15 protein-coding genes are annotated in these 14010 nt (G+C 54.6%); 11 read left to right on the top strand and 4 right to left on the bottom strand.

Going from position 1 to position 14010, the window contains the following annotated elements; genetic code table 11:
• The first annotated feature begins 8 nt into the window (after positions 1–8).
• From ACTJI9_RS17660 to sctT, 10 genes are read left to right on the top strand one after another with little or no spacing between them, the layout of a single operon-like run.
• A complete protein-coding gene (locus ACTJI9_RS17660; protein ID WP_115055047.1) occupies positions 9–422 on the top strand; it encodes a hypothetical protein in 414 nt (137 codons plus the stop codon).
• Positions 406–1212 (top strand): type III secretion system inner membrane ring lipoprotein SctJ, encoded by an 807-nt coding sequence (gene sctJ, locus ACTJI9_RS17655; RefSeq protein WP_440809728.1) that lies wholly within the window; start codon positions 406–408, stop codon positions 1210–1212. The genes ACTJI9_RS17660 and sctJ overlap by 17 nt, the downstream gene beginning before the upstream one ends.
• Entirely contained in the window at positions 1209–1886 is a 678-nt protein-coding gene (locus ACTJI9_RS17650; RefSeq protein WP_440809725.1) for a type III secretion protein, read from the top strand. Before sctJ ends, ACTJI9_RS17650 begins: the two co-directional genes overlap by 4 nt.
• Positions 1886–2488, top strand: coding sequence for a FliH/SctL family protein (locus ACTJI9_RS17645; protein WP_307277435.1), 603 nt, complete (start codon positions 1886–1888; stop codon positions 2486–2488). Before ACTJI9_RS17650 ends, ACTJI9_RS17645 begins: the two co-directional genes overlap by 1 nt.
• On the top strand, positions 2485–3831 hold the full coding sequence (locus tag ACTJI9_RS17640; RefSeq protein WP_440809722.1) for a FliI/YscN family ATPase: 1347 nt from the start codon (positions 2485–2487) through the stop codon (positions 3829–3831). Before ACTJI9_RS17645 ends, ACTJI9_RS17640 begins: the two co-directional genes overlap by 4 nt.
• On the top strand, positions 3828–4319 hold the full coding sequence (gene sctO / locus ACTJI9_RS17635; RefSeq protein ID WP_440809720.1) for a type III secretion system stalk subunit SctO: 492 nt from the start codon (positions 3828–3830) through the stop codon (positions 4317–4319). The genes ACTJI9_RS17640 and sctO overlap by 4 nt, the downstream gene beginning before the upstream one ends.
• Positions 4320–4321: 2 nt before the next feature.
• Positions 4322–5380, top strand: a complete 1059-nt coding sequence (gene sctQ, locus ACTJI9_RS17630; RefSeq protein ID WP_440809717.1) for a type III secretion system cytoplasmic ring protein SctQ — start codon at positions 4322–4324, stop codon at positions 5378–5380.
• A complete protein-coding gene (gene sctR / locus ACTJI9_RS17625; RefSeq protein WP_115055040.1) occupies positions 5373–6032 on the top strand; it encodes a type III secretion system export apparatus subunit SctR in 660 nt (219 codons plus the stop codon). Before sctQ ends, sctR begins: the two co-directional genes overlap by 8 nt.
• Positions 6033–6034: 2 nt before the next feature.
• Positions 6035–6304, top strand: coding sequence for an EscS/YscS/HrcS family type III secretion system export apparatus protein (locus ACTJI9_RS17620; protein ID WP_115055039.1), 270 nt, complete (start codon positions 6035–6037; stop codon positions 6302–6304).
• A 6-nt stretch (positions 6305–6310) separates the two neighbouring features.
• Positions 6311–7141, top strand: a complete 831-nt coding sequence (gene sctT / locus ACTJI9_RS17615; protein WP_115055038.1) for a type III secretion system export apparatus subunit SctT — start codon at positions 6311–6313, stop codon at positions 7139–7141.
• Positions 7142–7152: 11 nt separating this feature from the next.
• Here the strand turns inward: sctT and ACTJI9_RS17610 are convergent, their stop codons facing one another.
• Complete coding sequence (locus ACTJI9_RS17610; protein WP_440809713.1) at positions 7153–10272, bottom strand: LysM peptidoglycan-binding domain-containing protein; 3120 nt, start codon at positions 10270–10272, stop codon at positions 7153–7155.
• Between the two features lie 234 nt (positions 10273–10506).
• Here ACTJI9_RS17610 and ACTJI9_RS17605 point away from each other — a divergent pair, with 234 nt between their 5' ends.
• Positions 10507–10890 carry a hypothetical protein gene (locus tag ACTJI9_RS17605; protein ID WP_440809710.1) on the top strand — a complete coding sequence of 128 codons (384 nt, stop codon included), beginning with the start codon at positions 10507–10509 and terminating at the stop codon, positions 10888–10890.
• Positions 10891–10900: 10 nt separating this feature from the next.
• Here the strand turns inward: ACTJI9_RS17605 and ACTJI9_RS17600 are convergent, their stop codons facing one another.
• The 3 genes from ACTJI9_RS17600 to ACTJI9_RS17590 are packed head-to-tail and all read right to left on the bottom strand — an operon-like array spanning position 10901 to position 13959.
• Positions 10901–11653, bottom strand: coding sequence for an amino acid ABC transporter ATP-binding protein (locus ACTJI9_RS17600; protein ID WP_440809707.1), 753 nt, complete (start codon positions 11651–11653; stop codon positions 10901–10903).
• 23 nt (positions 11654–11676) lie between these two features.
• Positions 11677–12648, bottom strand: a complete 972-nt coding sequence (locus ACTJI9_RS17595) for an ABC transporter permease subunit (RefSeq protein WP_115055035.1) — start codon at positions 12646–12648, stop codon at positions 11677–11679.
• Between the two features lie 30 nt (positions 12649–12678).
• Complete coding sequence (locus tag ACTJI9_RS17590; protein WP_440809704.1) at positions 12679–13959, bottom strand: NAD(P)/FAD-dependent oxidoreductase; 1281 nt, start codon at positions 13957–13959, stop codon at positions 12679–12681.
• Positions 13960–14010 lie beyond the last annotated feature (51 nt).

The raw sequence follows: 14010 nt of genomic DNA, 5'->3' as shown, positions 1-14010 counted from the left end.
AATTTGTTATGACAGCAGTCTCGGCAGCCGTAGCCGCAACAGTGCCGGCAGATGCGACAGCGACCCAATCTGTCGCTTCGCAAAATCTTTTCGAGCATATGTCCCGCAATATCCAGACGCTGCCACAGGGTGCAAGTCCGGCCGACCTCGGGCGCTCACTGGTTGAGGACCTGAAAGGGTTTGTCGAGCGCAGCGGGAAATTCGTCAATCGCACAAATGAAACGGATAAGGGCACCTCGCTGCAATCCTTCACCAGCACGGGAAGCAATGGCGAAAAATCCGCCAAGGTGGAAGGCGATGCCATTGCCCGTGTCGTACAGGAATTGGGCACTGTGTTCGATCATTCGATTGAAACACAGATGGTCGTGCGTGGAACAACGCAAATAACAGGCGCAGCAAATACACTTGTCAAAGGTCAGTAAGCTTCGCATGGAGATTAGCCCGGTACAACGATGCCTGATCGTGGCGATGACTTGTCTCGCCCTGCAGGCATGTAAAGAGGATCTTTATACCAATCTCGAAGAGCGGGAGGCTAATGCCATGGTTGCCGCCCTGCTCCAGAAGGGCATCCCCGCAGGCCGCATTCTGCAAAAGAATGGCAAGCTTTCTGTGACGGTCGATGAAGACCAGTTCGCGCAAGCAGTTTCAGTTCTCAACGAGGCCGGTCTCCCCAAAACGCAATTTGCGACGATGGGCAGCGTCTTTAAACAGGAAGGACTCGTCGCCTCTCCTGTCCAGGAAAGAGCGCAGATGATCTTTGCGCTGAGCGAGGAACTATCCCGCACTGTGTCGGAGATTGATGGGGTTGTTTCCGCCCGGGTCCATGTGGTTCTGCCGGATAATGATCCGCTGCAACGCAATGCAGTTCCCGCTTCAGCCTCGGTTTTTATCCGGCACGAACCCAATCTGGATATCAATACGCTGATACCGCAGATCAAAACCCTTGTAGCAAATGGTATTGCCGGACTTACCTATGAAAAAGTGTCCGTCATACCTGTGGTCGCGATGACAAGTCCCACTATAGGCACCAATACTGAACTCACATCATTCCTCGGCATATGGATGCTCCCGGCCAGCGCCGCGAAAGCCAAATGGCTTTTCGGTCTCTTGCTCATCGCGGTCCTCGGTCTTGGCGGAGCGCTCGGCTACCTGTTCTGGCAAAAGAAGCGCAGACGGGTCTATCCGCTTGTACCTGTGGGACCCGCCAAGTGAGCGAGGGTCTGGGTTCGGCCAACGAAGCAGCAAGCGCTCCATCCGGACAGTCGGATTGGAACAGTCTTGTTTCAACTCCCGCGAAGCTCGTCCACCCGGAGCGTATTGTTGCCTGCTATGACGGTGTGATTTCATCAGACGTAGCGGCGCAACTTCAGGCATCGAGAAGGGTACAGAGGCAGCTGGCATCACTGCTGATGGATCGTTTCGCATTGCCGGAATTGCCAGCGCCGATGAGCATTGACCCGGCTGACGTTCATCTGATTTCTATCCGGGCCGATCAGATTGCGGCTTTGATCCCTCTTGCCGGTGCAGTTTTCTGGGCACAATTTCTGGCCAGTGAAATCCGCACCAATGAGGTAACCGAGATAAAGCGGCGCATCGGTGAGGTCGCGTTTCAGGCAGCGCTTGCCAACCGCGATCTGGCAGGCAACCTGCCTTCCCCGGACAGCCTCGATGCTTTGGAAGCCAATCTTGAGGCCGATGGTTATCGATGCCTTGCGAGCTGGCATGCAGCACTGCCGGCGGCGATCGGCGCATGGGCCCGCCTGAAACATGCCAATGACCGTTCTCTCATCCCATTTCCGGACGCAAAACAGCGTGCCCTTGGCGCAGCGATCATGCGAAGGCTTGCGGTAAATCCAGACTCTTCACCCGCACAAGAGGCAGTGTGATGAGCCAGTTGCCGACGATGCCCGGATCAAAGATTATTCGCGAGCAGGATGTTAAGCACTGGATCGACGGCTTTGCTTTTGTCGAAGCGACCAGAGCCGAAGCTATTGCCCAGATGGAAAAGATCCATGGGATTCAAGAGACAAGCCGCAAGGAGGGTTATCAGGCGGGATTCCAGCAAGGGGCGCTTGAGGCTTCGGCCTTGCTGACGACAACAACTGCCCGCGTCAATGATTATGTTGCCGGGCTTGACCGGCAGCTTGTTGACCTCAGCCTTTCCATCATCTCAAGGATTTTCGGCAAGTTCGACGATGCGGAACTGGTTGCAAAACTTGCACAACATGCATTGCAGGGATTTCAACGTGAGCGGGACATCACGATAACTGTCGCTCCGGACATTGCCGAAGACGTAGCCCGGCGGATCGCCTCTGACTATGTCAATCCTTCGCTGAACATCACGGTTCTTCCCGACCCCCGTTTGAGCGGCACCAAATGTGTGCTTTCAAATGCGATAGCAGTTGTTGATGCGGGACTGGAAACGCAACTTGCCGCCATCCGTGAGGCCCTTGTCGCACCCCAGCGACAGGACGGAGCGGCGGAATGAAGCGCGAGTTCAATCCGCCCGACCTCAGCCAACTCATGGGCCGGCTGCAGGACACTGCAGCCAAGGCTGATACGCGCCCTGTCCGGGGCCGTATTCGCAAGATTACCGGCATTATCGTGCATGCAACGGTTTCGATGGTGCGCATTGGTGAATATTGCCATCTGCGTGACCCCGTGTCGGGAAAAATCGTCCCCGCCGAAGTAGTTGGGTTTCATGACGAGGAGGCCGTTCTCACGCCAATCGGCGATCTCGACGGCATGTCTACACGGGCGGAGGTGATACCCACCGGCCATACATTGCAGATTCCGGTAGGACCGGAATTGCTGGGCTGCGTTCTCAATCCGCTTGGTGAAGTTCTCAGCCGCACGGGCCTGCCCACAGCCCTGCATACCGGCACTTATTATCCCACGCACAATGTTCCTCTCCAGCCATTGCAACGCGACCTAATCCAATATCCGCTGCAGCTGGGTGTGAAGGCTATTGATGGTCTTCTTACAGTGGCACGCGGGCAGCGCATCGGCATATTCGGTGAAGCTGGCGTCGGTAAATCATCGCTGCTTTCCAGCATTGTACGCGGCACACAGGCAGACGTTATCGTGATCGCGTTGATCGGCGAACGCGGACGCGAGGTGCGGGAATTTATCGATATTCAGCTCGGCGAAGAAGGCCGGAAACGTTCCGTTGTTGTTGTTGCAACCTCTGATCGTCCTGCCATCGAGCGGGTCAAAGCAGCCTATGGCGCCACGGCAATCGCTGAATATTTCAGAGATCAGGGCCAGCATGTGTTGCTGCTGATGGACAGCGTGACCCGCTTTGCCCGTGCGCAGCGCGAGATCGGCCTTGCGGCAGGGGAACCACCGACGCGGCGAGGTTTTCCGCCTTCCCTGTTTGCAGCATTACCGCGCTTGCTTGAGCGCGCCGGGCCGGGCCTTGGTGGATCCATTACCGGCCTTTATACGGTGCTCACCGAAGGCGACGGAACACTTGATCCTGTGGCCGAAGAAACAAAGGCTATTCTTGACGGACATATTGTTCTGAGCAGTGAACTTGCCCAACGCAACCATTTTCCTGCCATTGATGTTTTGCGAAGCCGCAGCCGCCTGATGGATGCGGTTGCCAGTAAAACCCACCGTGCCAACGCAGCACAAGTCCGCGATCTCATGGCGCGCTATGAAGATATAGAACTGCTGTTGCGCGTCGGGGAATATAAGCGCGGAGCAGACCCGCGCTCGGATGCAGCGCTGGACCGCCATGCGCAGATCGAGCAATTTCTCCGGCAAGGCAGCGACGAACATTTCGGACTTGCCGAGACTGAACTGCAATTGCAGGGACTTCTCGCATGAGCCTGGAAAAGAACCTGAAAAAGCTCATGGAGCTGCGCAAATTGCGCACAAGACTTGCCGAAGAGGCCTCCATTCGTCAGCAAAATGCCGAGAGAACTGCATCAATGGCCGTGGACGCGGCTGCAGAGCGCATCATCCAGAATGATGAAAGTCGTCTCAGCCGCGAAACGGCAATGTATGACCAAATGTCCGGCGGTTTGCTCGGCCGTCAGGCACTTGATGATTATCAGGACGCTCTGTCCGCATTGACCTATCAGGCTGCCCATCTCCAGCAGATGGAGGCGCAGGCAAAGGTCAAACTGGTTGAAGAAGCAGATAAAGCCCGCGAAAAAGCCGCCGAACATCTTTCCAGGCTCCGGCAGCATGACAAGCTCGAGCTTCTTCTCGAGAAACAGGGCGTCAAAAAGGACAAACGCGCCGGTTTGATGACGGAACTGGAGGATGAGGACCAGCAGAGGCCCGCATCATCAGTTCACAAGGGACTTTGAGGATGAACATGCTCGCAGAGACGCAAACATTCTCAAAAACCCGGCCCTTGGACGCAAAGGAGCCCCTTGACTGGCTACCTTCAGTCAACCCGGATCATATTGCCATTTTGAATATGTTTCCGAGGAAGCCCATTTCCGTACAGTTGACCAGGAGCGGGCCTGAAATCGGCATGTATCTGGCCGACAATGCTTCGCTCCTTCTCAATCCAGTTACGGTGCCAGTCGCCATAGGGCCATGGGCCTGTAAACTGGTATTGTCCGCAGGCACGCTTGAGCGTCTTGTTCAGGGATTCGGCATCACCAAAATGATTGCCGGTCTTGAGCCACGCCAGCGTACCATCCTGATCGAACATGTTCTTTCGGAACAATTGGACCGGCTTGAGGAGATTATCGGATATCCCATTCGTTTCGGCGATCAGGAGGAGGTCGCGGATTACGACATCATCTTGCCGTGGGTTCTCGATTTCGACGATTACCCGCGTAATGCTGAATTGCACCTGACGCGTGATTCCGCAAAGCTTCTTGGCAGTGCGATCAAGCAAACTCATGCTCCCGAGGCGACGGAACTGCTGTCGCGTATCGAATTTCCGGTGCAGCTTTGCGCCGGAACGCAGGTCCTGACGATGGCAGAATTGCGCGGTCTTAAAGCCGGTGATGTGATCCTGCGCAGGGAATCATCGGAGGCCGATCCCATTGCCATTCTCTCGGGACGGTTCACTGCTTCAATTTCACCGGACGGACAGACACACAGACTTACCAGCGGGTGGAGCCTGCCCGCAAAGAATGGGGAGACTTCGACCATGTCGCAATCCTATACCAACCCTTCCGGATCGGCAGGATTCGAACAAGTTGACGACCTCCCGGTAGAGCTGGTCTTTGAAATCGGCCGCTGCGAACTGCCGTTGAGTGAAATTCGCAAGCTCGGTGAAGGCAGTGTCCTGCCCGCTGCCGCCAGCACTTCAAATGCCGTGAGCATATTGGCCAATGGCCGTCTGGTTGGCAGCGGCGAACTGGTCAAGATCGGCGCTGGACTGGGCGTAAGGGTCGTCCGGCTTGGGTGAGTATCAGACCAATCTCATACCCATCATCATTGTTGTCTCGGTTATCGGGCTGATCCCGCTTGCCGTGGTGACAATGACGGGGTTTCTCAAAATCTCCATCGTGCTGTTTCTCATTCGCAACGCCTTGGGTATCCAGCAATCGCCACCCAATCTGGTCCTGTATGGCATTGCGCTGATCCTGACCGTATACGTAACGACGCCGCTCGTGGGCGAGATGTATCGCATTCTGGAAGCCCAGCAGGTCGATACGCAATCAATGGATAGTATGAGGGCCGCCGCAGAAGCCCTGCGACCGCCCTTGCAAGCTCATCTTTCCAAGTTCACCAATGAAAACGAGCGTCAGTTCTTCCTGCAGGCAACCGAGAATGTGTGGTCGCCTGAAGCGCGCGCTGACCTCAAGCCGGACAGTCTGCTTGTGCTCATTCCGGCGTTCGTAAGCTCGGAACTCACTCGCGCATTCGAGATCGGCTTCCTGCTTTATCTGCCGTTTCTGGTCATCGATCTGATCGTCTCGAACGTGTTGATGGCGATGGGCATGATGATGGTGTCGCCGACCCTGATCTCGATACCTTTGAAGATCTTTCTCTTTGTGGCAGTCGATGGCTGGTCCCGCCTGATGCATGGTCTCATACTAAGTTATGGAGGCACGTAGCTGTGGGTCAGACCGCTTTTCTTGCACAGATGCAGAATGCGCTTTTGACGGTTCTGCTTGCTTCGGCACCAGCATTGGGGATCGCCATTATCATTGGCATCAGTGTGGGCCTGATACAGGCGCTGACACAGATTCAGGATCAGACATTGCCACAGGCGGTGAAACTTGTTGCCGTCATGCTTACCCTCATTGTGCTTGGGCCGACACTTGCCGTGCAGGTCGCCAATCTGGCAAGTCATGTGCTTGACAGTTTTCCGGCAATGACGCGTTAGCGGAATATGGACGCTATCTCCAGCACATCATCCTTCCTTGCCCTCGCCTATCCCTTGCTCGTTGCAATGGCCATAAGCGTTGCCCGCGCGCTGGGCATGATCATGGTCACGCCCGCCTTCATCCGGCTGGGACTGACTGGAATGATCCGCTCCAGCGTTGCGGTGGCGATCTGTATTCCGGCTGTCCCCGGGGTGCTGAATGGAATTCTTGCCGAAGGGCAGCTCGGCAGCCTGCTTATTACCGGTCTGCTCGTTAAAGAACTGATTGTCGGCATGATCATCGGCATCGCCTTCGGCATCCCGTTCTGGGGCGCAGAGGTTGCGGGCGATCTGGTCGATCTGCAACGTGGCTCGACATCGGCACAGTTGATCGACCCTTTGCAGGTGAGCGAAACCAGCATTGCCGGAACCCTTCTTGTCTTTGCCCTGCTCGCGCTGTTCTTTATGTCAGGCGGGTTTCTGCTGCTCGTCGATGGCTTCTATAAAAGCTATGAATTGTGGCCCGCGGTCAAATTCGCCCCGGTGATCAACGTGAATGCCATTCCCGCCCTGCTCGGGGTTCTGGACCGCATCATGCAAATCGCGGTCATTTTGATTGCACCTATCGTTCTGGCCCTGCTGCTCACCGATTTGATGCTGGCCTATCTTTCGCGCATGTCGCCGCAGCTGCATGTTTTCGATCTGTCGCTTGCCATCAAGAACCTGCTTTTTGCCGTGCTGATGGTGCTCTACATTTCCTATCTGGTGCCCTACATGATGTCAGAGTTAAAGGACCTCCGGGGAACCTCGGACATCATGCGTTCGCTCGTGGATGGCGTACCCCAAAAAGCACCCTGAGGCTCATAGCCTCAGGCCACGGATATGCCAAGCTGCCGGAGGGTGGCATCAATCTGCGCTACGGATTGAGGGCTCGCATCACCGTCATTGATCTTGTCGGCAAGACTTGGAAGCGTCACCGCAGCTTTGCCCGAGGCGCTTTGTGTGCGGTGATTGAGCTTTTGCGGATCAGTGTAGTTTGCATCCCCTTCCGCGGTGGCGGGAAAGCGGGAAACGTCCCCATTCAGACCATCAAGCGTATGATGCAGATTATCACGCAGTGTAGCGAGCTTGTCTTGCGGTATGGCATTGAGCCAGCTGACGAAGCTTTGAAGGTCTGCAGGCTGATCAAGCTTGTAGCCCTTCAGCTCTGCATATTTCACAAGCAATGGAACAGGACTGAACCCTTCGCCGCTCTGATCAACCAGTGTCTTCGCGGTTTCTTGCGATAATTGGGCGTGCTGCAAAAACCGCATGGAGGTGTCTGTCATATAGATATTCGACTGGCGGGTATTCGTAAGAAGCATCTGGCCAATGACCGCAGCTCCTACAATGACCAGACCAACCGGTCCTGCCATAGATCCAGTCCCGAAAGCGGCGAGTATACCACCTGCACCAGCAGCGGCCTGCAATGTACCCATCTGCCAGTCACCGCCCATATAGGAGCGCGTCGCCAGCACCAGATCGAAGCTTGCACCAACCGACCCCAACCACTTTGCGGCGGTCGTGCTGCTGCTGCCGAAATGTTTCACGGCCATTGAATCCGGGTTGATCTGCTGAAAGCCATTGAGCAATTCGATCGTGCGCTGCCCCACACCGGCAGCATCGATGAAGACCTTGAACTTCATCAATGGGTCCTGACCCGTTCGACTCAATGTCGAGGCCAACCCCACGCCCACGGCGGCCAGTCCAATCAAGCGCAACATCTGGCCGGGAACTGTCGTATTCTTGAACGACTTCATGCCATCATTTGTGTCAGTCAACCTGGCGTCGAGGTTTTTCAACTTCTGGACCATTTGGGCTTCAGTATCACCCGCTGCCGGAAGTGCCTCCTCGACTGCGCTCAATGCTTTCTTGAATTCATCGTCGGGTATGCCAAGCAATTTGGCAGCAGGAGAATTGTGCAAAGAGGCTATGCCAGCCTTGGCTCGCTCAATGCTGGCAGGGTCGTTCGGATTGAGATTCCCGAATGACGGCAAGACCGTCCGGCGCACGATCTGCGTCATTGCTTCTTCTGCAAGTTTCCGGCCACGATCCGTCAAGCGTGCCTGATGGGATAACAGGGAAACAACAGCAGGTTTATCCAGTAGCGCCGGATCATTCTTCAGCGCGACCTGCATAGCCATGACTGATTTGTCGTCGGAAAGGATTTCCTTGATTTTTTCATCGGCAGCGCCCTGTTGAGCAGACAGCTCCGGCGGCAGATTTCCCAATTGGCTTATCTGATTGAGAAGTTGATTGCCCTTTGCGGCAACATCATTTTCCAGCGCCAGCTTCTGATCTGTCCAGCCCTGACCCTTCTCCGCTTCATAATCCGTAATAGCTTTCTCAAGCTGTTCCGGCGTCATTGTGGCGCCGTGATTTGCGATCAACCATTGGAGCTCCTGCATATGGGCGGAGTATTTGTCGACACTGCCATTCACAGAACCTTTGGAGAATTCAACGACACTCGGGAGGATCGTGTTCTCCAGATAGGCACTTGAGGGAGACGTCGCAGCTCGTTCGATCGGAAAATCAAGGCCTGAGCCTGAAATGATCGCCATACGCATCGATGTGGGGTTTCCAACATCCATGTCTATAAAGTGGTCGATGACGATCTGGCCTTTTGGCGTGTCACCGATTCGACCAAGAATCATATTGAGATTTTGCTGCCCCTCCAGGCCAATGAGGTCACCACCAATCTTCTCCTGCTTGCGTGCGTTTGCAGCCTCTATCGTCGGCAAAGCATCAAGCATCAATTGCGCTGCCAGCTGTGGATCCGCATTTTTGGTCAAGGCTTCCAGTTTGCGCATGGATTCCGCACTATCGCCTTGATCGCTGATCGCCTTTTCAGGATCATAATCCTTGAGCCTCTCTGTCGCCCAAGTCGCAGCATTGCTTATGAGCCCTTTGGCATCGGCATTGCCGTCAATTGCAGCCTGCACTTCTGCCGGCGCTTTGCCATAGGCGGCATTTAACGCATTGAACGCTTCATCCGGTTTGCCCGCTGCCTTCGCATCGTCAATAATCCGCCGTGCCTGCGACTCGATTTCGGGTCCATGATGGGTCGAAGGACGCAGTGTTATGCCAAGCTCTTTGGCCGTGTTTTCCAGCGCGACTTGCGACGGTCCCGCATCGGTCCAGTCGTGATCGTAAAGCGCCTGAAGGGATTTGGTGCGCTCGCCTTCCGGAATGTCTTGAAGATAGTCCTTTACATCCGCTGCAATATTTGCGGTTCCGGCCTTATAGTCAGTGTTTGGATTATCGGAATATTGCAGCTTGTTGCCTGTCGCATAGATTTCCTTTGCAAAGGCTTCCTGAGGATCGGCGATCAACTGCCTCTCTGTGGCAGCGGCTTCTATCGCGCTCAGCGCCGGACTTGCATCCTGCCAATCGCTTTTGTTTCCAATGAGCCTTGAAACGGCGGCCTGCCGTTCACCTGCCGGAAGCCCATCGAGATAGGCCCCTACATCCTGCTGTATGCCTTTGGTTTCACCAGGAAAATCGGTCTTGGATGGATCATCTGCATATTGAAGATTATTTCCGCGCTCATAAAGCTCGTTCTTGAAAGCAGCCTCGCCCGCCGGTACGCCCTTGCTGTCCTTGACGGTGTCCGCAGCCAGATCCGGCGCAATATGAGGAATAATGATGATGTCATTCGGATTGACCAAATCGACTTGATTGTCGTGAAGTCCCTTGTTTGCCTCAACTACGTCGCCAAACCGCACATTGTTATCCTTGGCGATTTCCCAAAGACTATCACCCGGCTGAACCACGATCAGCTTTTCTTTATCGGGGTCGAATGAGCTTGGCCCGCCTGCCTGCGCACGTTCGCGCACAGCCTGCCTGATTTGCTCCACGAAGAGTTGCTGTTGTTGCGTAGAGGTCAGCGGTATCTTGTTGCCATTGGCATCAAAGCGGTTCTTACCATCTACATCTATACGAAAAGACATCGCGTTCTCCTGCCTGATCGGGAAATCGGAATGTTGCTGCTACGCGAAAGAACGCGTGGGACTCACCGGCAACGGCAGGAGAAACATGGAAGATGTGCCTCACAGTTTTATGACATAGGGCAAATTAGAATTGACGGCCTGACAAAATATATTTGCCAATCAGACAGGTTCTCGTCATCATTCCAACAGCAGAGGTAAGACGTTCAGCCATAACTATCCAGAAAGGACGGTTTCTTGGTTCAGTCCATCAACAATGCGGGATCGCAGCAGGCGCTCGAAAGCAATTGGAATGATGAAAATGCCATGCGAAAATTCGAACGCGCGGCGGACGGTGCCACACGCCAACGCAAACACGAAATTCTTGACGACAAGCAAAGGCCAAATTCGGTAGAGCTGGGTGCCAGTTCGAAATCAATCGATCAGAAACCTCTTGCCGCTCCACCCCAGACTTCGTTGCCGCCTGACAAATCTTCATCGGTGGACATCCGTTCCAACATAGCACCCGCCATACAGAACGCGGAAGCCAAACCGGCCCCATCCGCCAAGTCGCGATACGTCGCAGCGACCGTCTTAACGGCTCTCATTGCCATCATCGCCTGCGTGATTTATCTCGCGTAAGAGTTCGACCTCAATGCAATATCTGGCTCAAGAATAATTTGCTTCGCTCGTTTTGAGGATTGTCGAAGAATTCGAGCGGCTTGCCCTCTTCAACGATCCGTCCGCGATCCATGAATATGACACGGTCTGCGACCTGTTTGGCAAATCCCATCTCATGGGTGACGCAGACCATCGTCATTCCTTCTTTTGCAAGAGAGACCATTGTATCGAGCACTTCCTTGACCATCTCCGGATCGAGCGCCGATGTTGGCTCGTCGAAGAGCATGATTTTGGGCGTCATGCAGAGCGCGCGGGCAATCGCAACTCGCTGCTGTTGTCCACCTGAAAGCTGTGCCGGAAACTTGCCTGCCTGTTCAGGGATACGCACCCGATCCAGAAAATGCATCGCGGTTTCGATGGCCTGTTTCTTTGGAATTTTACGCACCCACATGGGAGCAAGGATGCAGTTTTGCAGGATCGTCAGATGCGGGAAAAGATTGAAATGCTGGAAGACCATGCCGACTTCGCGGCGGACTTCGTCAATCTGGTCCTCATCTTCCGTAAGCTCTATTCCGCCAACAACAATCTTTCCTTGCTCATGCGATTCAAGTCGGTTGATGCAGCGGATAAGCGTCGACTTGCCTGAGCCGGAAGGGCCGCAGATCACGACTTTCTCCTGTGGCGCTATGACGAGATTTATATCGTCCAGCGCATGGAAACTGCCAAACCATTTGTGGACGCCATTCAGTTCAATTTCACCGGCGGAAACTATGGGTAGTGTCATGGCATTTCCTTCAAAAGAGGACATCAGCGTTTCAGTGACCTGCCGAAGCGCTCTTCGATACGGGCTTGGATAATCTCCAGGCCAATGGACAGGAGCCAATAGATCATCGACGCTGTGATCAGCATCTCAATGTGACGGAACTCTTTCTGACCCATTGTGCGAGCGAGATACATGATCTCCCAAACACCGACGACCGATACAAGCGAGGAGTCTTTCAACATTGCGATAAACTGGTTGCCCGTTGGTGGAATGATTACGCGCATGGCTTGCGGTAGAATGACCAGAAACATCGTGTGGTTGGGTCGCAGTCCGAGCGCTGTTGCGCCTTCGCTTTGTCCGCGTGGGATACTCTCGATACCGGCGCGGAAAATCTCTGTCATATAGGCACCATAGCACAGCGACAACGCCAGAATACCCGCCGGAATAGCGCCGATGACATAGCCAACCTGGGGCAGACCCAGATAGATAATGTAAATCTGCATCAACAGCGGCAAACCGCGAAACAGAGAGGTGTAGAAACTGGCAAGGCCATAGACGACGCCGTTTTTCGAAAGTTTGGCGATCGCTCCGATAAGTGCAATCACGGTGGCGATGAATATTGAAATGACCGAGATATAGAGCGTCGTCACGACACCTTGCGTGATGAGAAAGCCGATCTTTTTGGCAATGAAAGAGAAACTCAGATTAAAGGAGTAGAAAAATAAAAGCAGCAAACAAAACAACTCTGCCCAAACGGCACCGATTTGATAGGTGCGCGGCAAAAGTCCAAGGAGCTTCCAGTTAACGGCTATCAGCAACGCGAAAATGATTGCGGCAACGGCACGCGTGGTTTGGGGTGACGCTTCCATGCCCGGAAGAAGCGAGGGGAATATGCTGCCAACCCAAGCTCCACCGACGCCCATCCAGTAGAGCAGCACGGCAACCACCAGAATGGCGAGGGCAGCGCCGACACGTTTCACGGCTTTCGGGTGTGACAGGATGAGCGTGGCAATCATATCAATTCCCCCAATTCAAAAAAAGTAATTTTACGCGTGACGTTCCCGCCACCAATCCTGTGCCTGCAGTTTCCAATAGGTCAGCTGCGCAACGGAAAGCCCTGCCAGTCCACCGGCCCAAACAAGGCCAAATGGCTGGAAAAGCCTGTAACGCTCCGATTGTCCAAGCACTGCTTCCGCAATCACCTTGCCGCCCATGGCAGTCGTATTCAGCCCATGGCCGCCAAAGGCGGTGCAGTACCAGACGCCCTGTTGCAACTGACCGATCTGGGGCATCAAATGACGTGCATATGACATCAGGCCCGACCAGGATATTTCGGTTTTCAGTTCGGCAAGTTGCGGATAGGTGCCGACCATTTCCCTACGGAGCTCCGCAGCAACGGCGGAAGAGGATGCCGCTCTGGTCGTGATGCGCCCACCCCAAAGCAGGCGTTTGCCGCCTTCGACAACGCGGTAATAATCCCCCGCTCTGCGATTATCGCCAACTGCATCTGTCGTCTGGATAGCCGTCCGGATCAGGTCCGGTGCCTCTTCGGACAGCATGACATAGGTAGCAATGGGAAGATAACTGCGCTTGAGCTTGCCGATCAGCCCGGATGTATAGCCGCCGGTCGTGATGACGACATTTTGCGCTTTAACCTTACCCATATCAGTGCTGACAACCTTCTCCGGCTTGGAAAATTCAGTTGAGCTTGCAGCGCTGGATTCAAAGATTTTGCCGCCCAGGCGCTCGATTTCCCGCGCCAGGGCGCGCAGGTAATTGAGGGGATGCATGTGGAAGGCCTGTGGGTCCCGCAATGCCTGAAAATATCGCTCCGAGCGGAGTTTCGCCTGCACCTGTTCCCGGCTCATATATTCAACTGGATAGTCGAAGGTCCGGTGGAGATATTCGGCTCGCTGCTTCATCGCCTGTTCGTCGCTATAGCGCAGGACACTCATGATCCCATTAACGGGCGCAGCGGATGCAATATTCAATTCGTTTATGGTGTCGCGAACAAACCGCACACCTTCAATGGAAAGCCCATGCAATTTCTTTGCATTTTCGGCTCCTGCCGCCCGTGCGATCGCTTCCCCGTCATTGGCAAAACCCGGACTGACGAAGCCGCCGTTCCGGCCCGATGCACCCCACCCGATACGTTGCGCTTCAAGAACGACAACGGCGTGCCCCGCGCGGGCGAGTTGCAGCGCGGTCGTCAGACCAGCCAGCCCCCCGCCGATAATGCAGGTGTCGCACTCGACAGTTCCGGGCAAGGCAGAAAAGGATTTATCATCGGCGATGGTGCGTCGATAAAAAGTATCGATATAGTTCATTGGATTCTCATTGCTCGAAGAAGCAGAGGGGCAACGCCGCCTTTCGGCGGC

It is taken from the genome of Phyllobacterium sp. 22552 (assembly GCF_052044585.1).
GTDB lineage: Bacteria > Pseudomonadota > Alphaproteobacteria > Rhizobiales > Rhizobiaceae > Phyllobacterium > Phyllobacterium ifriqiyense.
Note: the sequence above shows the minus strand (reverse complement) of the source record. Positions and strands in the feature narration are given on the sequence as shown.